Annotated in this window: 19 protein-coding genes; all 19 read left to right on the top strand. The window is 68.4% G+C overall.

Features of this window, described 5'->3' with window-relative positions:
* Positions 1-55: 55 nt before the first annotated feature.
* The 19 genes from ABD264_RS04940 (at position 56) to rpsJ (ending at position 24,079) form a co-directional block, all read left to right on the top strand.
* Positions 56-799 carry an MBL fold metallo-hydrolase gene (locus tag ABD264_RS04940; RefSeq protein ID WP_094394944.1) on the top strand — a complete coding sequence of 248 codons (744 nt, stop codon included), beginning with the start codon at positions 56-58 and terminating at the stop codon, positions 797-799.
* A gap of 227 nt (positions 800-1,026) precedes the next feature.
* A complete protein-coding gene (rpoB, locus tag ABD264_RS04935; protein WP_344204725.1) occupies positions 1,027-4,536 on the top strand; it encodes a DNA-directed RNA polymerase subunit beta in 3,510 nt (1,169 codons plus the stop codon).
* Between the two features lie 65 nt (positions 4,537-4,601).
* Complete coding sequence (locus ABD264_RS04930) at positions 4,602-8,492, top strand: DNA-directed RNA polymerase subunit beta' (protein ID WP_344204723.1); 3,891 nt, start codon at positions 4,602-4,604, stop codon at positions 8,490-8,492.
* Positions 8,493-8,676: 184 nt separating this feature from the next.
* On the top strand, positions 8,677-9,453 hold the full coding sequence (locus ABD264_RS04925; protein ID WP_303106716.1) for an IclR family transcriptional regulator: 777 nt from the start codon (positions 8,677-8,679) through the stop codon (positions 9,451-9,453).
* A gap of 215 nt (positions 9,454-9,668) precedes the next feature.
* Positions 9,669-10,868 (top strand): 4-hydroxybenzoate 3-monooxygenase, encoded by a 1,200-nt coding sequence (locus ABD264_RS04920; protein ID WP_344204720.1) that lies wholly within the window; start codon positions 9,669-9,671, stop codon positions 10,866-10,868.
* 43 nt (positions 10,869-10,911) lie between these two features.
* Positions 10,912-11,724, top strand: a complete 813-nt coding sequence (gene pcaH / locus ABD264_RS04915; protein WP_344204718.1) for a protocatechuate 3,4-dioxygenase subunit beta — start codon at positions 10,912-10,914, stop codon at positions 11,722-11,724.
* The gene (pcaG, locus tag ABD264_RS04910) at positions 11,717-12,292 is read left to right on the top strand and encodes a protocatechuate 3,4-dioxygenase subunit alpha (protein ID WP_344204716.1); all 576 of its coding nucleotides are present in this window, start codon (positions 11,717-11,719) and stop codon (positions 12,290-12,292) included. The genes pcaH and pcaG overlap by 8 nt, the downstream gene beginning before the upstream one ends.
* Positions 12,289-13,728, top strand: coding sequence for a lyase family protein (locus ABD264_RS04905; protein WP_344204714.1), 1,440 nt, complete (start codon positions 12,289-12,291; stop codon positions 13,726-13,728). Before pcaG ends, ABD264_RS04905 begins: the two co-directional genes overlap by 4 nt.
* Positions 13,725-14,513 (top strand): alpha/beta fold hydrolase, encoded by a 789-nt coding sequence (locus tag ABD264_RS04900; RefSeq protein WP_144941763.1) that lies wholly within the window; start codon positions 13,725-13,727, stop codon positions 14,511-14,513. Before ABD264_RS04905 ends, ABD264_RS04900 begins: the two co-directional genes overlap by 4 nt.
* Positions 14,514-14,658: 145 nt before the next feature.
* Positions 14,659-15,057, top strand: a complete 399-nt coding sequence (locus ABD264_RS04895; protein WP_144941765.1) for a carboxymuconolactone decarboxylase family protein — start codon at positions 14,659-14,661, stop codon at positions 15,055-15,057.
* Between the two features lie 143 nt (positions 15,058-15,200).
* Positions 15,201-16,412 carry a thiolase family protein gene (locus ABD264_RS04890; protein WP_144941767.1) on the top strand — a complete coding sequence of 404 codons (1,212 nt, stop codon included), beginning with the start codon at positions 15,201-15,203 and terminating at the stop codon, positions 16,410-16,412.
* A gap of 33 nt (positions 16,413-16,445) precedes the next feature.
* Positions 16,446-17,144 (top strand): 3-oxoacid CoA-transferase subunit A, encoded by a 699-nt coding sequence (locus ABD264_RS04885; RefSeq protein WP_144941769.1) that lies wholly within the window; start codon positions 16,446-16,448, stop codon positions 17,142-17,144.
* On the top strand, positions 17,141-17,800 hold the full coding sequence (locus tag ABD264_RS04880; RefSeq protein WP_144941771.1) for a 3-oxoacid CoA-transferase subunit B: 660 nt from the start codon (positions 17,141-17,143) through the stop codon (positions 17,798-17,800). The genes ABD264_RS04885 and ABD264_RS04880 overlap by 4 nt, the downstream gene beginning before the upstream one ends.
* Before the next feature lie 47 nt (positions 17,801-17,847).
* On the top strand, positions 17,848-18,675 hold the full coding sequence (locus tag ABD264_RS04875; RefSeq protein WP_144941773.1) for an IclR family transcriptional regulator domain-containing protein: 828 nt from the start codon (positions 17,848-17,850) through the stop codon (positions 18,673-18,675).
* Positions 18,676-18,897: 222 nt separating this feature from the next.
* Positions 18,898-19,272 carry a 30S ribosomal protein S12 gene (rpsL, locus tag ABD264_RS04870; RefSeq protein WP_012397684.1) on the top strand — a complete coding sequence of 125 codons (375 nt, stop codon included), beginning with the start codon at positions 18,898-18,900 and terminating at the stop codon, positions 19,270-19,272.
* Positions 19,272-19,742 (top strand): 30S ribosomal protein S7, encoded by a 471-nt coding sequence (gene rpsG, locus ABD264_RS04865; protein ID WP_012397685.1) that lies wholly within the window; start codon positions 19,272-19,274, stop codon positions 19,740-19,742. The genes rpsL and rpsG overlap by 1 nt, the downstream gene beginning before the upstream one ends.
* 79 nt (positions 19,743-19,821) lie before the next feature.
* Positions 19,822-21,936 carry an elongation factor G gene (gene fusA / locus ABD264_RS04860; protein WP_144941775.1) on the top strand — a complete coding sequence of 705 codons (2,115 nt, stop codon included), beginning with the start codon at positions 19,822-19,824 and terminating at the stop codon, positions 21,934-21,936.
* Between the two features lie 159 nt (positions 21,937-22,095).
* Positions 22,096-23,286, top strand: a complete 1,191-nt coding sequence (gene tuf, locus ABD264_RS04855) for an elongation factor Tu (RefSeq protein ID WP_144941778.1) — start codon at positions 22,096-22,098, stop codon at positions 23,284-23,286.
* A 484-nt stretch (positions 23,287-23,770) separates the two neighbouring features.
* Entirely contained in the window at positions 23,771-24,079 is a 309-nt protein-coding gene (gene rpsJ / locus ABD264_RS04850) for a 30S ribosomal protein S10 (protein WP_003803825.1), read from the top strand.
* The last annotated feature ends 8 nt before the right edge of the window (positions 24,080-24,087 follow it).

The raw sequence follows: 24,087 nt of genomic DNA, 5'->3' as shown, positions 1-24,087 counted from the left end.
CGGGCCGCGGAGAACATCCGTGCGTCGTCGCGGACGCAGGGAGAAGGAGAACACCGTGTTCGTACGAGACGTCGCCCCAGGGATCCACATGATCCAGAACCACCACGTCAACTGCTACCTGCTGGAGGACTCCAGCGGTCTGACACTCGTGGACGCGGGGCTGCCGCGCGTCTGGAACGAGCTCGGCCACGCGGTGCGCGAGCTCGGGCGCTCACCGCAGCAGATCAGGGCCCTCGTCCTCACCCATGCGCACTTCGACCACGTGGGTGTCGCCGCCAGACTCGTGGAGCGGCTCGGCGTCCCCGTGTTCGCCCACCAGAGGGAGCGCCACCTCGCGGCGCACCCCTACAGCTACGCGCACGAGAGCCCCACGGCTCTGTACCCACTGAGGCACCCCCGGGCCATTCCGGTGCTGGTGTCGATGCTCGCCGGGGGAGCAGCGGGTGTGAAGGGAGTGACCGTCACCCGGTCCCTCGCCGTGGGCCAGACGGTTCCCGTTCCAGGCAGTCCACGGGTCGTCCTCACCGCGGGCCACACCTACGGGCACTGCGCCCTGCACGTCCCCGACGCGGACGCCGTGCTCTCCGGGGACGCGCTGGTGACCCTCGACCCCTACACCGGGCTCACCGGGCCCCGGGTCGTGGCCGGCGCGGCCACCGCAGATGCGCAGATGGCTCTCACGTCCCTGGACGCGATCGCGGCCACCCGGGCCACGGTCGTGCTGCCCGGACACGGCGACCCCTGGCGCCTCGGGGCGCAGCGCGCGGCGTACCAGGCCCGCGCCAACGGCGTCGCCTGAGCGGCGGCCGGGCATCTTACGGCCCGGGCGGGCATTCGTCCAGCACGGGTGTGGACAACACGCCGGGAGTGCCCTAAGCTAGTACTTTGCGTTGTCCCTTATGCATGCGTGCCTTCATATAGCGGTGGGCGCCGCAGGGGCGGTTGTCGACAGTCCTCGTCACCGGCCCCTTTTTCTCTCCCCGGGAACCTCGCGTATTCACTGCATGTCTGTGGAAGGATCACATCTTGGTCGCCTCGAGCACCGATACGAACGTCTCCGCCAACCACCCCACGAGCGACAACATTCCTCGCCGGGTCTCCTTCGCGAAGATCCACGAACCACTGGACGTCCCCAACCTGCTCGCGCTGCAGACCGACAGCTTCGACCGCCTGGTGGGCAACGAGCGCTGGCAGGCCCGCGTGGTCGAGGCCCAGGAAACCGGTGACACCAGCGTGTCCACCACGTCCGGGCTCTCGGACATCTTCGAGGAGATCTCCCCGATCGAGGACTTCCAGGGCACCATGTCCCTCTCGTTCTCGGAGCCGGAGTTCTACGACCCGAAGTACACCACGGACGAGTGCAAGGACCGTGACGCCACCTACTCGGCGCCGCTGTACGTCAAGGCCGAGTTCATGAACAACAACACGGGCGAGATCAAGCAGCAGACCGTGTTCATGGGGGACTTCCCGCTCATGACCGACAAGGGCACGTTCGTGATCAACGGGTCCGAACGCGTCGTCGTCTCCCAGCTGGTCCGTTCCCCTGGCGCCTACTTCGAGAAGGGCCAGGACCGCACGTCCGACAAGGACATCTACTCCGCCAAGATCATCCCCTCCCGCGGGGCGTGGTTCGAGCTCGAGATCGACAAGCGCGACCAGGTGGGCGTGCGTCTGGACCGCAAGCGCAAGCAGTCCGTGACCGTGCTGCTCAAGGCGCTGGGCTGGACCGAGGCCAAGATCCTCGAGGAGTTCGGCGAGTTCGACTCGATCCGCGCGACCCTCGAGAAGGACGCCACCGAGACCCGCGAGGAGGCGCTGCTCGACATCTACCGCAAGCTGCGTCCGGGGGAGCCGCCCACGGTTGACGCCGCCCAGTCCCTGCTGGACAACATGTACTTCAACCCGAAGCGCTACGACCTCGCCAAGGTGGGCCGCTACAAGCTCAACCGCAAGCTCGGTCTCGACAAGCCCTTCACGGACCCGGACGCCTCCGTGCTGTCCCTCGACGACATCGTCGCCATGATCCGCTACCTCGTGACCCTGCACGACGGCCGCTCCACCATGCCCGGAACGCGCGACGGCGAGGCCCGCGAGATCCATGTGGACGTCGACGACATCGACCACTTCGGCAACCGCCGTATCCGCGCCGTGGGCGAGCTGATCGAGAACCAGATCCGCACCGGGCTCTCCCGCATGGAGCGAGTGGTGCGCGAGCGCATGACCACGCAGGACGTCGAGGCGATCACCCCGCAGACCCTGATCAACATCCGCCCCGTGGTGGCCGCGATCAAGGAGTTCTTCGGGACCTCCCAGCTCTCGCAGTTCATGGACCAGAACAACCCGCTCGCGGGTCTGACCCACAAGCGCCGCCTGTCCGCGCTGGGCCCCGGCGGGCTCTCGCGCGACCGCGCGGGCATGGAGGTCCGTGACGTCCACCCGTCGCACTACGGCCGCATGTGCCCGATCGAGACCCCTGAGGGCTCGAACATCGGTCTGATCGGCTCGCTCGCCACGTACGCGCGGATCAACCCGTTCGGGTTCATCGAGACCCCGTACCGCAAGGTCGTGGACGGCACCGTCACTGACGACGTCGTCTACCTCACTGCGGACGACGAGCGCGGGCTCACGATCGCGCAGGCCAACGCGCCGCTGACCGAGGACGGCCACTTTGCTGAGGACGCCGTGCTCTCGCGCGCCTCCGACGGCTCCGGTGAGGCCGTGCTGGTGGCCCCCGAGGACATCGAGTTCATGGACGTCTCCCCGCGCCAGATGGTGTCGGTGGCCACGGCCCTGATCCCGTACCTCGAGCACGACGACGCCAACCGTGCCCTCATGGGCGCGAACATGCAGCGCCAGGCCGTGCCGTTGCTCACGTCCGAGGCCCCGCTCGTGGGCACCGGCATGGAGCGCTACTCGGCGCTGGACGCCGGGGACTCGGTGCTCGCCACCAAGCCGGGCGTGGTCGAGGAGGTCTCCGCTGACCTCGTGACCGTGCTCAACGACGACGGCACCACCAAGCTCTACCCGATCAACAAGTTCGTGCGCTCGAACCCGGGCAACACGTACAACCAGCGCGTGATCGTCTCCGAGGGCCAGCGCGTGGAGCCCCGCACGGTCATCGCGGACGGTCCCTCGACCGACCACGGCGAGCTGGCACTGGGCAAGAACCTGCTGATCGCGTACATGTCCTGGGAGGGCCTCAACTACGAGGACGCCATCATCCTCTCCCAGCGCATGGTCTCCGAGGACGTCCTGACGTCCATCCACATCGAGGAGCACGAGATCGACGCCCGCGACACCAAGCTCGGTGCCGAGGAGATCACGCGTGACATCCCGAACGTGTCGGAGGAGGTGCTCTCCGCACTGGACGAGCGCGGCATCATCCACATCGGTGCCGAGGTCCAGGCCGGCGACATCCTCGTGGGCAAGGTGACCCCGAAGGGTGAGACGGAGCTGACCCCGGAGGAGCGGCTGCTGCGCGCGATCTTCGGCGAGAAGTCCCGCGAGGTCCGCGACACCTCCCTGAAGGTGCCCCACGGCGAGTCCGGCACGGTCATCGGCGTGCGCGTCTTCGACCGCGAGGACGAGGACGACGACCTCCCGGCCGGCGTCAACCAGGTGGTCCGCGTCTACGTGGCGCAGAAGCGCAAGATCACGGACGGCGACAAGCTCGCCGGACGCCACGGCAACAAGGGCGTCATCTCCAAGATTCTGCCCATCGAGGACATGCCGTTCATGGAGGACGGCACCCCGGTGGACGTCATCCTCAATCCGCTGGGTGTCCCCGGCCGCATGAACCTCGGCCAGGTGCTCGAGGTCCACACCGGCTGGCTCGCCAAGCAGGGCTGGAACATCGAGGGCGACCCCGAGTGGCTGAAGGGTCTGAGCAACTTCCCGAAGAGCACCGGCCCCACCAACGTGGCCACCCCGGTGTTCGACGGCGCCCGCGAGGACGAGATCTTCGACCTGCTGGACCACACCAACCCCACGCGTGACGGTCAGCGCCTGATCGGGCGCTCCGGCAAGGCGAAGCTGTACGACGGCCGCTCCGGCCAGCCGTTCCCGGACCCGGTGTCTGTGGGCTACCAGTACATCTTGAAGCTCCACCACCTCGTGGACGACAAGATCCACGCCCGCTCCACCGGTCCGTACTCCATGATCACCCAGCAGCCGCTGGGCGGTAAGGCGCAGTTCGGTGGTCAGCGCTTCGGTGAGATGGAGGTGTGGGCGCTCGAGGCGTACGGCGCCGCCTACACCCTGCAGGAGCTGCTCACCGTCAAGTCCGACGACGTCCACGGCCGCGTGAAGGTGTACGAGGCCATCGTCAAGGGCGAGAACATCCCCGAACCGGGTGTGCCCGAGTCCTTCAAGGTGCTCATCAAGGAGATGCAGTCGCTGTGCCTGAACGTGGAGGTCCTCTCCGCGGACGGCAACACCGTGGAAATGCGTGATTCCGAGGACGACAGCTTCCGGGCTGCCGACGAGCTCGGCATCGACCTCTCCCACTCCGAGCCCAGCTCGGTCGAAGAGGTCTGAGAACCCGCTCGTCCATAGCACAGCTCGTCACACTTCAGGATTTTTAGAAAGAGGGACAGGACCTTATGTCCAACGATTCTTCACTGGGTCTCATGCAGATCGGCCTGGCCACCGCGGATCAGATCCGAGGCTGGTCCTATGGCGAGGTCAAGAAGCCGGAAACCATCAACTACCGCACGCTCAAGCCCGAGAAGGACGGCTTGTTCTGCGAGAAGATCTTCGGTCCCACCCGGGACTGGGAGTGCTACTGCGGCAAGTACAAGCGCGTGCGCTACAAGGGCATCATCTGTGAACGCTGCGGCGTGGAGGTCACTCGCGCCAAGGTGCGCCGTGAGCGCATGGGCCACATCGAGCTCGCCGCTCCCGTGACCCACATCTGGTACTTCAAGGGCGTCCCCTCGCGTTTGGGCTACCTGCTGGACCTCGCGCCGAAGGACCTCGAGAAGGTCATCTACTTCGCCGCGTACATGATCACCTCCGTGGACGAGCAGGCCCGCCACGACGACCTGCCCAACCTGCAGGCCGCGATCGACCGTGAGAAGAAGCAGCTGGAGGACACCCGGGACGCGGACATCAACGCGATCGCCCGCGACCTCGAGAACGATCTCGCGCGCGTCGAGGAGGAGGGCGGCAAGGCTGCCGAGAAGCGCAAGCTGCGCGACTCGGCGGACCGCCAGATGGCCAACGTGCGCAAGCGCGCGGACCGCGAGATCGACTACCTGGAGAAGGTCTGGGACCGCTTCAAGAACCTCAAGGTCAACGACCTCGAGGGTGACGAGGCCCTGTACCGCCAGATGGTGGACCGCTACGGCATGTACTTCGAGGGCTCCATGGGCGCCGAGTCCATCAAGAAGCGCCTCGAGAGCTTCGACCTCGAGGCCGAGGCCGAGTCGCTGCGCGAGACCATCGCCACGGGCAAGGGCCAGCGCAAGACCCGCGCCCTGAAGCGCCTGAAGGTGGTCAACGCTTTCCTGACCACGGACAACTCGCCGCTGGGCATGGTCCTGGACGCCGTGCCGGTGATCCCGCCGGAGCTGCGTCCCATGGTGCAGCTGGACGGTGGCCGCTTCGCGACCTCCGATCTCAACGACCTCTACCGTCGTGTGATCAACCGCAACAACCGCCTCAAGCGGCTGCTGGACCTCGGTGCCCCCGAGATCATCGTGAACAACGAGAAGCGCATGCTGCAGGAGGCCGTGGACTCCCTGTTCGACAACGGCCGCCGCGGCCGCCCTGTCACGGGTCCCGGCAACCGTGCGCTGAAGTCGTTGTCCGACATGCTCAAGGGCAAGCAGGGCCGCTTCCGTCAGAACCTGCTCGGCAAGCGCGTGGACTACTCCGGTCGTTCCGTGATCGTGGTGGGCCCGCAGCTGAAGCTGCACCAGTGCGGTCTGCCCAAGCAGATGGCCCTGGAGCTGTTCAAGCCGTTCGTGATGAAGCGCCTGGTGGACCTGAACCACGCGCAGAACATCAAGTCCGCCAAGCGCATGGTCGAGCGCTACCGTCCCCAGGTGTGGGACGTGCTGGAAGAGGTCATCACCGAGCACCCGGTGCTGCTCAACCGCGCCCCCACCCTGCACCGTCTGGGCATCCAGGCGTTCGAGCCGCAGCTTGTGGAGGGCAAGGCCATCCAGCTGCACCCGCTCGTGTGCGGCGCGTTCAACGCTGACTTCGACGGCGACCAGATGGCCGTCCACCTGCCGCTCTCCCCGGAGGCGCAGGCGGAGGCCCGCGTGCTGATGCTGTCCTCGAACAACATCCTCAAGCCGTCGGACGGCAAGCCGATCGCCCTGCCGTCGCAGGACATGATCATCGGTCTGTACCACCTCACCACCGTGCGTGAGGGCTGGGCCGGGGAGGGCAACAGCTACTCCTCGGTGGCCGAGGCGATCATGGCCAACGACTCCGGCGAGCTGCACCTGAACGCCAAGTGCAAGATCGAGCTCGAGGACTTCGTGCCGTACACCGGCTGGGAAGCTCCCGAGGGCTGGGAGCCGGGTCAGCCCGCCGTCGTGGAGACCACGCTCGGGCGTGTGCTCTTCAACGAGACGCTGCCCGAGGACTACCCGTGGGACGAGAACGTCGCGGACAAGAAGCACCTTTCCGCGCTCGTGAACGACCTCGCGGAGCGCTACCCGATGACACGCGTGGCCAAGACGCTGGACAACCTCAAGGACGCCGGCTTCCACTGGGCCTCGCGCTCCGGGGTCACCGTGGCGATCTCGGACATCGCGACGCCGCCGGAGAAGCCCGCCATCATGGAGGGCTACGAGGCACAGGCCGCGCGCATCCAGGGCCAGTACGACAAGGGCCTGATCGACGACGACGAGCGCCGATCGGAGCTCATCGACATCTGGTCCAAGGCCACGGACGAGGTCGCGCAGGCCATGCGGGACAACCTCACGCCCACCAACACCATCAACCGCATGGTGTCCTCCGGTGCGCGAGGCAACTGGATGCAGGTCCGTCAGATTGCCGGCATCCGCGGTCTCGTGGCGAACCCGAAGGGTGAGATCATGCCCCGCCCGATCAAGTCCTCCTACCGGGAGGGTCTGTCGGTGCTGGAGTACTTCATCGCCACCCACGGTGCCCGCAAGGGTCTCGCGGACACGGCGCTGCGTACCGCCAACTCGGGCTACCTGACCCGGCGTCTGGTGGACGTGTCGCAGGACGTGATCGTGCGCGAGTCGGACTGCCAGACCGTTCGAGGCCTGGTCCTGCCGCTCGCGGACGTGACGGACACCGGTGTGCGCACCCTGCACGAGGACATCGAGAACACGGTGCACGGCCGCGTGCTCGCCTCGGCTGTGGCGGACGAGAACGGCGAGGTGCTGGCCGAGGCTGGTGCCGACATGTCGGACGCCATGATCAGCACCCTGTACAACGCGGGTGTGGACGAGGTGCGCGTGCGCTCCGTGCTCACGTGCGAGTCCGCGGTGGGCGTGTGCGCCGCGTGCTACGGCCGGTCGCTGGCCACCAACCAGCTGGTGGACATCGGCGAGGCCGTGGGCATCGTTGCCGCGCAGTCCATTGGCGAGCCCGGCACCCAGCTGACGATGCGCACCTTCCACACCGGTGGTGTGGCGTCCTCGGACGGTGACATCACGCAGGGTCTGCCCCGTATCCAGGAGCTCTTCGAGGCCCGCACCCCCAAGGGTGTGGCCCCGATCTCCGAGGTGGCCGGCCGGATCCGCATCGAGGACACGGACAAGTCCCTGAAGATCGTCGTGGTACCGGACAACGGTGACGAGGAGTTCGCCTACCCGGTGCTGCGTCGTGCCAAGCTGCTCGTGGCGGACGGCGACCACGTCGACGTCGGCCAGCAGCTCGTGACCGGCGCGGTGGATCCGAAGGAGGTGCTGCGCATCCGCGGTCCCCGCGAGGCGCAGAAGCACCTGGTGGACGAGGTCCAGGGCGTATACCGCTCGCAGGGCGTGGGCATCCACGACAAGCACGTGGAGGTCATCGTGCGGCAGATGCTGCGTCGCGTGACCATCATCGAGTCCGGCGACACTGCGCTGCTGCCGGGTGAGCTGGTGGACAATGTGCGCTTCCTCGAGGCCAACCGCGGTGCGGTGGCCGAGAGCAAGCGTCCCGCCGCCGGGCGTCCGGAGCTCATGGGCATCACCAAGGCCTCGCTCGCCACGGACTCGTGGCTGTCCGCCGCGTCCTTCCAGGAGACCACGCGTGTGCTCACGCAGGCCGCCATGGAGGGCAAGTCGGACCCGCTGCTGGGTCTGAAGGAGAACGTGATCATCGGCAAGCTGATCCCCGCCGGTACCGGTCTCGAGCGGTACAACAGCGTGGACGTGGAGCCCACGGAGGAGGCCAGGGCCTCGATGTTCACGGATCCGTCCGCGTTCTCGGACTTCAGCTACGCGGAGGAGAACTCCGGCGGGCTGGGTTCCGAGTTCCAGGCGATCCCCCTGGACGACTACGACTTCGGCGGCAACTGACCCGGGTCACCCGCGTGAGCCGCCCCGCGCGGCGGCGGCGCGACGTCGCCCACCGGTGACGTGATTGACAGCGCCCGGGTGGGCCCCCGAGAGGGGGCCACCCGGGCTTCTTCGTGCCCACCGCTCCTAGACTGGGCGCAGCGCGGCCCGCGGGACGCGCACCGCGGGGAAGGGGAGGGTGGCCGTGGCGAACTCGGCGTCCGGGGAGTCGCTCATCGAGCGCTTCGACCGTGTCCTCAGCGCGTTCGGCCCCGCGCGGCGCGAGCTGAGCTTTCGCGAGATCTGCTGCGCCACCGGGCTACCACCGTCCACCGTCCACCGCATCCTGGGGGACATGAAGCGCGCGGGGTGGCTGGAGGCCGGGTCCGCGCAGACCTACCGGGTGGGCACGCGCCTGTGGGAGCTGGCCTCCCGTTCCGCCTCGGCGGAGAGCCTTGCCGCGGCGGCCATCCCGTTCATGTCGGACGTCCACGCCGTGCTGCGCCAGCACGTGCACGTGGGCGTGGTGGAGGGGCTGGACGTGCTGTTCGCGGAGCGGATCGCGGCGAGCGAGTCCACGGTTCCGCTGCGCTCGATCGTGGCGGGGCGGCTGCCGCTGCACCGCTCGGCAACCGGCCTGGCGCTGCTGAGCCAGTGCTCCACCGAGGTCGTCGCGCAGTACCACCGCGCGGCCTGGGTGCCCGACGCCGCCGGGGACCCTGCCGCGCTCACGGCCACTGCGGAGCGCTTTGCCGCGGATCTGGCCGTCTTCGCGCGGCGCGGGTACGCGGTCCAGCGCGAGCGCATCGACCAGGGGACCGGGGGAGTGGCCGTGCCCCTGAAGGTTCCGGCCGGACAGCGCGGCGCGGCGCTTGGAACCGTGCTCCCGCTGGCGGAGATGCGGGACGCGGACCTCCCGGCCATCGTGCAAACGCTTCGGGTTGCGGGACACGGCATCTCCCGCGCGCTCGGAGCCCTCTGACAACACCATCCGGTTGTTCTCCGGGCCCCAGGCGTGCCCGCGCCAGCCACGGACCGGGCACGGTCGCCGCGCGAGTCCGCCAGACGGGGCGGCGGAAGACCCGCCGGGCCAAGGGCTCGGCAGCACAGGGGACAACATCCCGTTCAACGGAACAGATGTGATGCGCGCCATTGCCCGCCTTCATAATGAGAGCCGGACGTGCGCTAGGAGGACACATGCTCGAGGAGCGAACGGTCGTCAAGACTGACGTCGCGATCGTGGGGGCGGGCCCTGCCGGCCTGATGCTCTCGCACCTGCTGTCGCGTGCGGGCATCGACACCGTGGTGGTAGAGACGCGCTCCCGCGAGGAGATCGCTCGAACCCACCGGGCGGGCATCCTGGAGGCGGGCACGGTGGCCATGCTCACGGACTCCGGTGTGGCCGGCCGGGTGCTCAGTCACGGCCACGAGCACGAGGGTACGGTGCTGCGCTTCAACGGCGAGAGCCGGCGCATCGACTTCCGGGAGCTGGTGGGGGAGTCCGTGTGGCTGTACCCGCAGAACGAGGTGTTCACGGACCTGGCCGCCGCGCGCGAGCGGGACGGCGGCGTCGTCCACTGGGAGGTCTCGGGCACCCGGGTGGACGAGCTGACCACGGAGCACCCCACCGTGCGGTGCACCACCGCGGACGGCGAGGACCTCGAGATCCGCGCCCGGCTGCTCGTGGGGGCTGACGGTTCGCGGGGCGTGTGCAGACGGCAGATCCCCCAGGACGTGCGCACGGACAACTTCACCGAGTACCCGTTCGCGTGGTTCGGGATTCTGTGCGAGGCGCCGCCGTCGGCCCCCGAGCTGGTCTACGCCACATCGCCCCGCGGCTTCGCCCTGATCTCCCAGCGCAGCGACACCGTGCAGCGAATGTACTTCCAGTGCCCTCCGGACACGGACGCGGCCGAGTGGGACGACGAGCGGATCTGGGACGAGCTGCAGGCCCGGGTGGACGGCCCGGACGGGCTCACTCTGAAGCGGGGGCCGATCTTCGACAAGACGGTCCTGCCGTTCCGCTCCTACGTGTGCGAGCCCCTGCGGTACGGGAACATGTTCCTGGTGGGGGACGCCGGGCACACCGTGCCTCCCACGGGCGCCAAGGGGCTGAACCTCGCGTTCTGCGACGTCCGCGTGCTGGCCCCGGCGGTCGTTGACTTCTTCGAGACCGGCGACGACGCCGGACTGGTCGGCTACTCGGCCCAGGCGCTGGAGCGGATCTGGAAGGCGCAGAACTTCTCCTACTGGGTCACGAACCTCATGCACACCGCACCGGACGAGAACCCCTTCGCCGCGAAGCGCCGTCGTGGCGAGTTCGAGGCGCTGACCGGATCGGTCCACGGGTCGGCGTACTTCGCGGAGTCCTACACGGGCTGGCAGGACCGGACCTGACGACACACGACGCCCACCCCGCCACCCACCCGAGGAGATGACCATGACCGTCGAGAACGACGACACGTTCGAGCCCCTGTACGCCAAAGGCGCCGACGACGCCAAGGACACCCAGGCGCAGCTCATCGACGAGATGGCGCGGATCAGCACGCAGCACGAGGCCTCCGGGACGGTCGAGAACCAGCCCCGCCTGGACTACGCACCGTACCGCAGCTCGATCCTGCGCCACCCCACCAAGGACCCGCGCCACACGGACCCGGAGACCATCGAGCTCCACGCCCCGGCCTTCGGCCAGCGGGACGTCCACTCCCTGGAGTCGGACCTGACCATCCAGGACGGCGGGGAGCCCCTCGGCGAGCGGATCCGAATCTCGGGGCGCATCGTGGACGGCAGCGGCCGCCCGGTGCGCAACCAGCTCGTGGAGATCTGGCAGGCCAACGCGGCGGGGCGCTACATCCACAAGCGGGACCAGCACCCGGCGCCCATCGACCCGAACTTCACGGGCGTGGGCCGCTGCCTCACGGGCGACGACGGCTCGTACTCGTTCGTGACGATCAAGCCCGGGCCGTACCCGTGGAAGAACCACCTCAACGCGTGGCGCCCGGCGCACGTGCACTTCTCCCTGTTCGGCGCGGACTTCACGCAGCGGATGATCACCCAGATGTACTTCCCTGGGGATCCGCTCTTCGCCCTGGACCCCATCTACCAGTCCATCGTGGATCCGAAGGCCCGCGACCGGCTCGTGGCCACCTACGACCACGACCTCTCCGAGCACGAGTGGCTGCTCGGCTACCGCTGGGACATCGTCCTGAGCGGTTCGAACCGCACCTGGACGGAGGACGACAGCAATGACTGAGAACACCGAGCGCCTGGTGCCCACACCCGGCCAGACCATCGGTCCCTTCTACGGCTACGCGCTGCCCTACGAGGGCGGGGAGTTCCTGGTGCCGCTGTCGCATCCGAACGCCGTGCGCCTACAGGGCACCGTGTACGACGGCCACGGCGCCACGATCCCGGACGCGATGCTCGAGATCTGGCAGGCGGACGAGAACGGCAGGGTCTCGAAGGAGCCCGGGTCCCTTAAACGGGACGGCTACACGTTCACCGGTTTCGGCCGGGTGGCCGTGGACAACGCGGGCCACTACGACTTCACAACGGTGAATCCCGGACCCACCGAGGCCGGCAAGGCGCCGTTCATCCTCATGACGGTGTTCGGGCGGGGCCTGCTCAACCGGCTGTTCACGCGGATCTACCTCCCCGAGGACACCGAGGCGCTCGGGAACGACCCCCTGCTGAGCTCCCTGTCCGAGGAGGAGCGTTCCACGCTGATCGCCCAGCGGCTCGAAGACGGCTCGCTGCGCTTCGACGTGCACCTGCAGGGCGAGCACGAGACCGTGTTCCTGTCCTACCCGGGGCTGGAGTGATCGAGGCGGGTCTGCTGCTGCCGGGAGCGCACCGGGCCGCGGCCCTGGCGGACGACCGTGCCGTGGCCCGCGCGATCCTCCGGGTGGAGGACGCGTGGGTCACGGCGCAGTCCAGGGTGGGCCTCGTCCCCGCCGTTGCAGCCGAGGCCGCTCACGTCGCGGTGGACCGGGTGCCGCTCGACGAGGCCGCGCTCACAGACCTGGCTGTGGCCTCCGAGGGTGGTGGCAACCCAGTGATCCCACTGCTGGCGGCCTACCGCCGTGCGGTCGAGGAGGAGCACGGCCGCCCCCTGGGCGCGGTGCACGCCGGTCTGACGAGCCAGGACGTGATGGACACGGCCCTGGCGCTCGTGGTCGAGGACGTGCGCAGGATGCTCCTGGAGGGGCTTGACCGCACAGGGGACGCCCTCGTGCGCCTCGTGGTGCGCCATGGGGGCACGGTCATGGTCGGGCGCACCCTGACCCAGCACGCCCTGCCGGTCTCCTTCGGACTCAAGGCCGCGTCGTGGCTCGCGGGTGTGGACGACGCCGCGGACGACGTCGCCGCGCGCGCCCACCTGCCCGTCTCCTTCGGCGGGGCGGCCGGGTCGCTCGCGGCCACCGTGGCCCGCTGTGCCCACCCCGGGGACACCGAGGAGCGCACGTGGCAGCGGGTGAAGGAGCTCCTCGGGTACTGGGCCGAGGAGCTTGGACTCCGGCTGCCCGACGGTGTGTGGCACACCAACCGCGTGCCGGTGCTGCGGGTCGCGGGGAGTCTCGCGGAGACCACCGCCGCGCTGGCCAGGATGGCGAACGACGTCTTGACGATGTCCCGCCCAGAGGTCGGTGAAGTGAGAGAGCCCGCCGCAGAGGGCCGGGGCGTGTCCTCGGCCATGCCGCAGAAGCAGAACCCCGTGCTGAGTGTGCTCCTCAAGCGCACGGGCATCGCAGCGACGGCACTGCTGGCCCAGGTGGCGGCGGGAGCGAGTGCCGCGGACGACGAGCGGCCGGACGGCGGCTGGCACGCCGAGTGGCCGGCGCTGCGCGAGCTCGCGGTGCTGACGGCCGCGGCGTCGTCGCACGCGGCGGAGCTGGCCGCGGGGCTCACCGTCCGCGAGGAGCGCATGGCCCGCAACCTGGCGGACGCTGGAACGGGCGTGATGGCCGAACGGCTGAACACCGCGCTGGCCCCCGTGCTGGGGGAGCGGGACGGGCGCAGCGCCAAGCAGCGCATCCAGGCCGCCGTGCGCGCCGAGCCACAGGACCCGGAGGTGCTCGCCGCCGCGCTCGCGGCGGAGGTGCGGGCGGGGGAGGACGTTGAGCTGCCCGAGGGGGTGGCCGCCTCCGAACTGACCGGTTGGATCCGCAGTCTGCTGGACCCGCGAGGATACCTGGGGGTGGCTCCGCAACTGTGCGAGCGTGCAGCCGCCCGGCACGACGAGAGGAAGAGACGATGACCGTTCCCGAATTGGGGCTCGTGGAGTTCACGCGCCTGCAAGACCTCCCCACAGACGCACCGCTCGTGGTGCTTGGGCCCGCGCTGGGAACCTCCGTGACGAACCTGTACGCCCCGCTCGTCCCCCTGCTCTCGGGCCGCTTCCATGTGGTCGGCTGGGACCTTCCCGGCCACGGCGTGAGCGCACCGGCGCAGGAGTTCACGGTTGCCGACCTCGCCGAGGGCGTGGCTCGCGCGGTCACGCAGCGCGTGGGGCCGGGAGCGTGGCACGCGATGGGGACATCGATCGGCGGGGCCGTGGTGCAGCAGCAGCTTGCCGCGGGCTCCTCCCACTTGGCGTCCGCCACGCTCGTCGCCACGGCCAACTACTTCCCGGACCCGGCCTCCTGGCGCGAGCGCGCCGAACTCGTGGCGAGTGCCGGGACTCCCACCCAGGTGGTCACGTGCGCGAAGGCCTGGTTCGCGGCTGACTTCCTGGCGCGGCACTCCGAGCTCTGCACGCCCCTGCTGCACGACCTCCAGGGCGCCGACCGCGTCAGCTACGCCGCCGCGTGCCGAGCGCTCGCGGACTACGACCTGCGCGGGGTGACGGCCCCCGCCGCCGTGCCGTGCGCCGTCGTCACCGGTACCGAGGACGCCATGGTGGGGCCCGACGTCGCCCGGCCACTCGCGCAGGCGCTGCGGGCTCGCTGCGAGATCGTCGACGGCGCCGCCCACCTGGTGCCCCTCGCAGCGCCGGAGCTGCTCGAGCGGCTCCTCACGGATCTGATCGCCGCCGCGCGCTGACGCGCCGCACCCTCCCGCCCGCGCAATGACGCGCGGCACTACGAAGCCGCACTATGACCCCGCACTCCGACCCGGCAGGCGCCGGTGCGCCGTACCCCGCGCACCGACTCGCCGCCCGTCCATCGACAGCAGAGCAGAGGACAGCATGAACCGACACCCCGAACGCACCGAGGCGCAGGCCCACGACGAGGGCATGACCGTGCGCCGCGAGGTCCTCACGGACGAGCACGTGGACCGTGCGGAGGCAGGCAAGACGGAGTTCACGGAGGATTTCCAGGACTTCATCTCGCGCTACGCGTGGGGCGAGATCTGGACCCGCCCGGGGCTCGACCGGCGGATGCGCAGCGCGTGCGTGCTCACGGCGCTGATCGCCGGGGCGCACTGGGAGGAGTTCGAGATGCACGTCAAGGCGGCCCTTCGCAACGGGCTGAGCACGGTGGAGATCAAGGAGGTCGTCATGCAGTCCGCGATCTACCTCTCCGTCCCCTCGGCCAACAACGCGTTCAAGCACGCCCAGAAGGCACTGTCCGAGGTGCGGGACTGAGCCGTGTTCGCCATGTGAACAAGTGTTCACATGGCGAACACCCCGGCATAGCCTGGTGAAAGCAGCCGGGTGTGCTGTACCAGGCACCGCGCACCCACACCCCGCCGGCCCCGACCGGTCGAACTCCCACGGTGAGGATTCCCATGAACCAGGCCTACGTGTACGACGCCGTCCGGACCCCGTTCGGCAAGCTCGGCGGCGCGCTGTCGGGGCACCGCCCGGACGATCTTGCGGCGCTCGTGGTGCGCACCCTCGTGGAACGCGCTCCCGCCCTGGACCCGGCGGCGATCGACGAGGTCTACCTGGGCAACGCGAACGGCGCGGGGGAGGAGAACCGCAACGTGGCCCGCATGGCCACCCTGCTCGCGGGACTGCCCGTGAGTCTCCCCGGCTCCACGGTCAACAGGCTGTGTGGCTCGTCCCTGGACGCCGCCATGATCGCCTCCCGCCAGATCGAGGTGGGGGAGGGGGACGTGCTGCTCGTGGGCGGCGTCGAGTCGATGTCCCGTGCCCCGTGGGTGCTGCCCAAGACGGACCGCCCGTTCCCGATGCAGAACCTGGAGCTTGCCAACACGACGCTGGGCTGGCGACTCGTGAACCCCGAGATGCCGGACGAGTGGACCGTCTCACTCGGTGAGGCCACGGAGCAGCTGCGCGAGAAGCACGGCATCACCCGCGAGGAGCAGGATGAGTTCGCCGCGCGCTCCCACAGGCTGGCCGCGAAGGCCTGGGACGAGGGAAGGTACGACGACCTCACGGTCCGCGTGGCACCCACCGGCAGGAAGGGCGTGGAGCTCACGCGGGACGAGACCATCCGCCCCGACTCCACGCCGGAGACCCTGGGGCAGCTGCGCACGGTGTTCCGCACCGGCGAGAACGCCACCGTCACGGCGGGCAACTCCTCGCCCATGAACGACGGTGCGTCCGCGGTATGGCTCGGCAGCGAGCGCGGCGCCGAGCTGCTCGGCCGCCAGCCCCTCGCCCGGATCGCGGGCCGCGGCGCCGCGGCCAACGAGCCCCAGTTCTTCGGGGAGGCGCCGGTGCGCGCCGCGGAGACTGCCCTGCGGCGAGCAGGGATCACCTGGGACGACGTTGCCGCGGTCGAGCTCAACGAGGCGTTCGCCGCGCAGTCGCTCGCCTGCCTGCGGCAGTGGGGTGTGGACCAGGAGATCGTCAACGCGTGGGGCGGTGCGATCGCGCTGGGCCACCCGCTGGGCGCCTCCGGCACCCGCGTGCTCGGCACCCTCGCGCGACGGCTGCAGGAGTCCGGGCGGCGCTGGGGAGTCGCAAGCCTGTGCATCGGCGTGGGGCAGGGCCTCGCGGTGGTGCTCGAGAACCAGGACGCCCGGGGCTGAGGCCCCGGTTCGACAGACGGAGGGACAGAGACCGTGCTCACCATTGCAGAGACCGCCGCGGCGGCCGTGGCACCCGTCCACGACGGCGCGTGCGTGATGATCGGCGGCTTCGGTGTCGCAGGACAGCCCGTGGAGCTCATCGACGCACTGATCGACAACGGGGCAACGGACCTGACCGTGGTCAGCAACAACGCCGGAAACGGGGACGTGGGGCTGGCCACCCTGATCCAGCTCGGGCGGGTGCGCAAGATCATCTGCTCCTTCCCCCGCCAGTCGGACTCGTGGCACTTCGACGAGAAGTATCGGGCCGGACAGATCGAGCTGGAGGTCGTCCCGCAGGGCAACCTCGCCGAGCGCATCCGGGCGGCGGGGGCGGGGATCGGGGCGTTCTTCACACCCACCGGCTACGGCACGCCCCTGGCGGAGGGCAAGGAGGTGCGGAAGCTGGACGGCCGTCACCAGGTGCTCGAGTACCCGATCCACGCGGACTTCTCCCTGACCAAGGCGCTGCGAGCGGACCGGGTCGGCAACCTGGTCTACCGCAAGACCGCGCGCAACTTCGGCCCCGTCATGGCAGCGGCGGCCACGCACTCGATCGTGCAGGTGGACGAGGTCGTGGAGCGCGGCGCGCTCGACCCGGAGGCCGTCGTGACGCCCGGGATCTACGTGGACACGGTGGTCCGCGTGGACCACCCCCGGCAGCAGGATTCTCGAGAGGAAGGTGCGGCATGAGCGTCCCGCAGAGCAGCGACCACCCGTTGTCCCCCGAGGAGCTCGCGGAGGTCGTCGCGCGGGACATCCCCGCCGGTGCCTACGTCAACCTGGGGATCGGTCAGCCCACGCTGGTGTCCAACTACCTGGGCCCGGAGGACGATGTCACCCTGCACACCGAGAACGGCATGCTCGGGATGGGCGGCGAGGCCCACGGGGACGAGGTGGACCCGGACCTCATCAACGCCGGCAAGATCCCCGTGGTGGAGACCGAGGGCTGCTCGTACTTCCACCACGCGGACTCCTTCGCCATGATGCGCGGCGGGCACCTGGACTGCTGCGTGCTGGGCGCGTTCCAGGTGGACCGCCACGGCAACCTGGCCAACTGGCACACGGGCAAGCCGGATGCGATCCCCGCCGTGGGAGGGGCCATGGACCTCGCCACCGGCGCCAAGCAGACGTTCGTGATGATGACCCTGAAGTCCAAGAACGGACAGTCCAAGCTCGTGGAGCGGTGCACCATGCCGCTCACGGGGGTGGGTTGCGTGTCCCGCGTCTACACGGACCTCGGGGTCTTCGTGGTCGAAGGCGGCCGGATCGTGGTGCGCGAGACGTTCGGCGTGGGCTACGACGAGCTCGTCGAGCAGCTGGACGTGACGCTCACCCCTGGGCGGTGACCGTCCCGACCAGTGGCAGTGCCGCCGGGGTGCCGAGGAGGACAGCCGTGACCACGAACGACGACGCCCGGACCGTTCCCGGGGACGGTTTCGTGCAGTCCCTGGCGCGCGGGCTCACGGTGATCGCGGCCTTCGACGCCGAGCACCCCGTCATGAGCTTCACGGAGGTCGCCCGCCGCACGGATCTCACCCGGGCGACGGCCCGCCGGTTCCTGCTCACGCTGGAGACACTCGGCTACGTGCGCAGCGACGGCCGCGGCTTCGAGCTGACCCCCAAGGTGCTCGGGCTCGGCCACGCGTACCTCAGCGCACTGTCGCTGCCCCAGCTCGCGCAGCCCCACCTGCGGGCGCTGTCTGCGGAGCTGGGGGAGTCGACGTCCCTGTCCGTGCTCGACGGGTCGGACATCGTCTACGTGGCCAGGGTCGCCACGAAGAGCATCATGAGCGTGAGCATCGCCGTGGGCACACGGCTGCCCGCATACGCCACCTCCATGGGCCGCGTGCTGCTCGCGGGCCTGCCGCCGCGGGAGCTGATGGCGCGGCTGGAGGCGGTCGAACCGCGACCGCTCACCGAGCGCACCCTCACGGACCGGGAGCAGCTGGGCGCGCAGATCGCAGCGGTGCGCCGCGCCGGCTGGGCGGTCGTGGACCAGGAGCTCGAGCTGGGCCTGCGCTCCGTGGCCGTTCCGGTCACGGACGCGCAGGGCACGGTGGTCGCAGCGGTGAACGCGTCCATGCGCGTGAGTCTGGGCACCGGCGACGTCGAGTCCCTCGACGAGCGCGTGGTCCCCGCGCTGCAGCGCTGCGCGCGGGCGCTCTCCGCGGATGTCGCGATCTCGGGACACACCGGTTTCCTCTCCAGCGGGGGAAGCTGATACGATAGGCCGGAATTGCTCGATTCCGGGCGATCTGCAATGAGATGGCACTTTGGACCCTGTCCACTGGTACGCACCTTGTACCTAGATGCCATCTTTCGTCATGCTTGCACACCGTTTCGCGGGCCTCTGGTCCACATGGCGGCGGCATGGCGCCCGGAATCACCGTCCCGTCACCTGCGGGCCCGGCACGCACCGGGTTCCGCTCCACCAGGAGGCACTGTGCCAACTATCCAGCAACTGGTCCGCAAGGGCCGGCACTCCAAGGTCGTGAAGACCAAAGCTCCCGCGCTCAAGGGCAATCCCATGAAGCGCGGCGTCTGCACCCGTGTCTTCACCACCACCCCCAAGAAGCCGAACTCTGCGCTGCGCAAGGTCGCCCGTGTGAAGCTCAACGGCGGCGTTGAAGTCACCGCATACATCCCCGGCGAGGGTCACAACCTGCAGGAGCACTCCATCGTGCTCGTGCGTGGCGGTCGTGTGAAGGACCTCCCCGGTGTTCGCTACAAGATCGTGCGCGGCGCGCTCGACACCCAGGGTGTCAAGGGTCGCCAGCAGGCCCGCTCCCGCTACGGCGCCAAGAAGGAGAAGAAGTAATGCCTCGTAAAGGTCCCGCTCCCAAGCGCCCCCTCGTCGTCGATCCCGTCTACGGTTCGCCCGTGGTCACGCAGCTGATCAACAAGGTCCTGCAGGACGGCAAGAAGTCCACCGCCGAGCGCATCGTCTACGGTGCCCTCGAGGGTGTGCGCAACAAGACCAACTCCGATCCCGTGGCCACCCTGAAGAAGGCGCTCGAAAACGTGAAGCCGGCCCTCGAGGTCCGCTCCCGTCGCGTTGGCGGCGCCACCTACCAGGTGCCGGTCGAGGTCAAGGCAGGCCGTGCCCAGGCGCTGTCCCTGCGCTGGCTCGTGGGCTACTCCAAGGCGCGTCGTGAGAACACCATGACCGAGCGTCTGCAGAACGAGATCCTCGACGCGTCCAACGGCCTCGGCGCCGCTGTGAAGCGCCGCGAGGACACCCACAAGATGGCCGAATCCAACAAGGCCTTCGCCCACTACCGCTGGTAAAATTCGGTAGTCCTGTCGGCCCCGCCCCGCGCGGGGCCGACACCAGGGCCCGGCACCACCTTTTACGAAGGGAACCATCGTGGCACTCGACGTGCTTACCGACCTCAAGAAGGTCCGCAATATCGGCATCATGGCTCACATCGATGCCGGTAAGACCACGACCACCGAACGAATCCTGTTCTACACGGGCATCAACCACAAGCTCGGCGAAACGCACGACGGTGCATCCACGATGGACTGGATGGCTCAGGAGCAGGAACGCGGCATCACCATCACGTCCGCCGCGACCTCGTGCTACTGGCACGACTACCAGATCAACATCATCGACACCCCGGGTCACGTGGACTTCACGGTCGAGGTCGAGCGCTCCCTGCGCGTGCTCGACGGCGCCGTGGCCGTCTTCGACGGCAAGGAGGGCGTGGAGCCCCAGTCCGAGACCGTGTGGCGCCAGGCCGACAAGTACGAAGTGCCCCGCATCTGCTTCGTCAACAAGATGGACAAGCTGGGCGCCGATTTCTACTTCACCGTGGACACCATCAAGTCCCGCCTGGGCGCGACCCCGCTCGTGCTGCAGCTGCCGATCGGTGCCGAGAACGACTTCGTGGGCGTCATCGACCTGGTGACCATGAAGGCTCTCGTGTGGGAGGGCGACTCCAAGGGTGACGTCTCCCTGGGCGCGAAGTACGAGACGCGCGAGATCCCCGAGGACCTCAAGGACCGCGCGGACGACTACCGCAACCAGCTCGTCGAGGCCGTCGCGGAGGCGGATGACGAGCTCATGGAGAAGTACCTCGGCGGAGAGGAGCTCACCGAGGACGAGATCAAGGCCGGCATCCGCAAGCTGACGATCACCTCCCAGGCCTACCCCGTGCTGTGTGGCTCGGCGTTCAAGAACCGCGGCGTTCAGCCCATGCTCGATGCCGTGGTGGACTACCTGCCCTCCCCGCTCGACGTGGAGGACGTGCAGGGCCACGCCATCAACGACGAGGAAGAGGTCATGACCCGCACCGCGGACGCCAACGGCCCCTTCGCGGCGCTGGCGTTCAAGGTCGCCTCGCACCCGTTCTACGGCCAGCTCACGTACATCCGCGTGTACTCCGGCAAGGCGAAGGCCGGCGAGCAGGTCATGAACTCCACCAAGGGCAAGCGCGAGCGCATCGGCAAGCTCTTCCAGATGCACTCCAACAAGGAGAACCCGGTGGACGAGATCTCCGCCGGTCACATCTACGCCGCGATCGGTCTGAAGGACACCACCACCGGTGACACCCTCTCGGACCCGAACAACCAGATCGTGCTGGAGTCCATGAGCTTCCCCGCTCCCGTGATCTTCGTGGCCATCGAGCCGAAGACCAAGGGCGACCAGGAGAAGCTGTCCACCGCCATCCAGAAGCTCTCCGCAGAGGATCCCACCTTCACGGTGTCCCTCAACGACGAGACGGGCCAGACCGAGATCGGCGGCATGGGCGAGCTGCACCTGGACATCCTGGTGGACCGCATGAAGCGGGAGTTCAAGGTCGAGGCCAACGTGGGCAAGCCCCAGGTGGCCTACCGCGAGACGATCAAGAAGGCCGTCGAGAAGGTCGACTACACCCACAAGAAGCAGACCGGTGGTTCCGGCCAGTTCGCCAAGGTGCAGGTCTCCTTCGAGCCGCTGCCGCTGGACGCCGAGGAGCTGTACGAGTTCGACAACGCCGTGACCGGTGGTCGAGTGCCGCGCGAGTACATCCCCTCCGTTGACCACGGCATCCAGGACGCCATGCAGCTCGGCATCCTGGCCGGCTACCCGGTCGTGGGCGTCAAGGCCACGCTGGTGGACGGTGCCTACCACGACGTCGACTCCTCGGAGATGGCGTTCAAGATCGCCGGCTCCATGGTCTTCAAGGAAGGCGCCCGCCGTGCCAACCCGGTGCTGCTCGAGCCGCTGATGGCCGTCGAGGTGCGCACTCCCGAGGAGTACATGGGCGACGTCATCGGCGACCTGAACTCCCGCCGTGGCCAGATCCAGTCCATGGAGGACGTCACGGGTGTCAAGCTCGTCTCGGCGCTCGTGCCGCTTTCCGAGATGTTCGGATACATCGGCGACCTGCGGTCCAAGACCCAGGGCCGCGCCGTGTACTCGATGCAGTTCGACAGCTACTCGGAGGTCCCCAAGGCCGTGGCCGAGGAGATCATCCAGAAGAACCGCGGCGAGTGAGCCACCGGGGTTCGCCCCTGCAATTTCAGTAAATTCGTTATCCAGAAGTAGACTTGCACAGGTTTCGACATGCGCAGCGCTTGCCGCGCTGTGGTCTTACGCTCCGTGGTCCGGAGCAGTCGAGCAAGTCTCACCTCAATGTTCTAGGAGGAACACACCATGGCGAAGGCCAAGTTCGAGCGCAACAAGCCGCACCTCAACATTGGCACCATCGGCCACGTTGACCACGGCAAGACCACGCTCACCGCTGCGATCTCCAAGGTCCTGGCCGACAAGTACCCGGACGTCAACGAGCAGCGCGACTTCGGTGCCATCGACTCCGCTCCGGAGGAGAAGCAGCGCGGCATCACGATCAACATCGCGCACATCGAGTACCAGACCGACAAGCGGCACTACGCCCACGTGGACGCCCCCGGTCACGCGGACTACGTGAAGAACATGATCACCGGTGCCGCTCAGATGGACGGCGCGATCCTCGTGGTCGCCGCCACCGACGGCCCCATGGCGCAGACCCGCGAGCACGTCCTGCTCGCCCGTCAGGTGGGCGTTCCCTACCTGCTGGTCGCGCTGAACAAGTCCGACATGGTCGACGACGAAGAGCTGCTCGACCTCGTCGAGATGGAGGTCCGCGAGCTGCTGTCGGACCAGGGCTTCGACGGTGACAACGCCCCCGTCGTGCGCGTCTCTGCTCTGAAGGCGCTCGAGGGTGACCCCGAGTGGGTCAAGTCCGTCGAGGACCTCATGGAGGCCGTGGACGAGAACGTGCCGGACCCGGTCCGTGACACCGACAAGCCCTTCCTCATGCCCATCGAGGACGTCTTCACCATCACCGGTCGCGGTACCGTCGTGACGGGTCGCGCCGAGCGCGGCACGCTGCCGATCAACTCCGAGGTCGAGATCGTGGGCATCCGCCCCGTGCAGAAGACCACGGTCACCGGCATCGAGATGTTCCACAAGCAGATGGACGAGGCGATGGCGGGCGAGAACTGCGGCCTGCTGCTGCGCGGTCTCAAGCGTGACGACGTCGAGCGTGGCCAGGTCGTGTGCAAGCCGGGTTCCATCACCCCGCACACCGACTTCGAGGCCAACGTCTACATCCTGTCCAAGGAAGAGGGCGGGCGTCACAACCCGTTCTACTCGAACTACCGTCCGCAGTTCTACTTCCGCACCACGGACGTCACCGGCGTCATCACGCTGCCCGAGGGCACCGAGATGGTCATGCCCGGTGACAACACCGAGATGACGGTCGAGCTGATCCAGCCGATCGCCATGGAGGAAGGCCTCGGCTTCGCCATCCGTGAGGGTGGTCGCACCGTGGGCTCCGGCCGCGTCACCAAGATCATCAAGTAGTTCCCCGATGATCACGCGGTGAGGCGCTGAGCCGAACCCTCCAGTGCCCCGCACTCCTTCGAGAGTGCGGGGCACTGTCGTTCCTTGCCGTCGCACCCGGGTTTGCGCCGGCACCGCGTTCTCTGGCACAATGGTCGCTGTTGTTCGCTCAGCGGCGCGAGAAATTGCGCGCTCAGCACGAACAGAGGTTCATCGCGAGAACCGGGTGCGGAGCATGTGTGCAGCCGAAGCAACCGCAATGCACCGACGCCCGCGTGACCGCGCCGCGAACAACCACTTTTCACCGGCACCGAGTCAATGTGTGTGGACCCGGCCGCGTCGCCCAGCGCGACACGCCCGAGTTCGGGTGCCGGAGCTCCGACAGGGTGAGGAACCCGGACTCGGTCCGGATTCAGTCTGTGCGGGGTGGCGGCAGAGACCGCCGAGCACAAGGAGTCCTGGACTCCATACAGGGAAGTACTTGAAGAAAGAGAGTCACGACGCCATGGCGGGACAAAAAATCCGCATCCGGCTGAAGTCCTATGACCACGAGGTCATCGACGTCTCGGCCCGGAAGATCGTTGAGACGGTGACGCGCGCAGGTGCAACGGTGGTGGGACCCGTCCCGCTGCCCACCGAAAAGAACGTGTACTGCGTCATCCGCTCGCCGCACAAGTACAAGGACAGCCGTGAGCATTTCGAGATGCGCACCCACAAGCGGCTGATCGACATCATCGACCCCACGCCCAAGGCCGTCGACTCGCTCATGCGTCTCGATCTGCCGGCTGACGTGAACATCGAAATCAAGCTGTAAAAAGGATC

The sequence above is a fragment of the Kocuria salsicia genome, from assembly GCF_039532055.1.
GTDB lineage: Bacteria > Actinomycetota > Actinomycetes > Actinomycetales > Micrococcaceae > Kocuria > Kocuria salsicia.
Note: the sequence above shows the minus strand (reverse complement) of the source record. Positions and strands in the feature narration are given on the sequence as shown.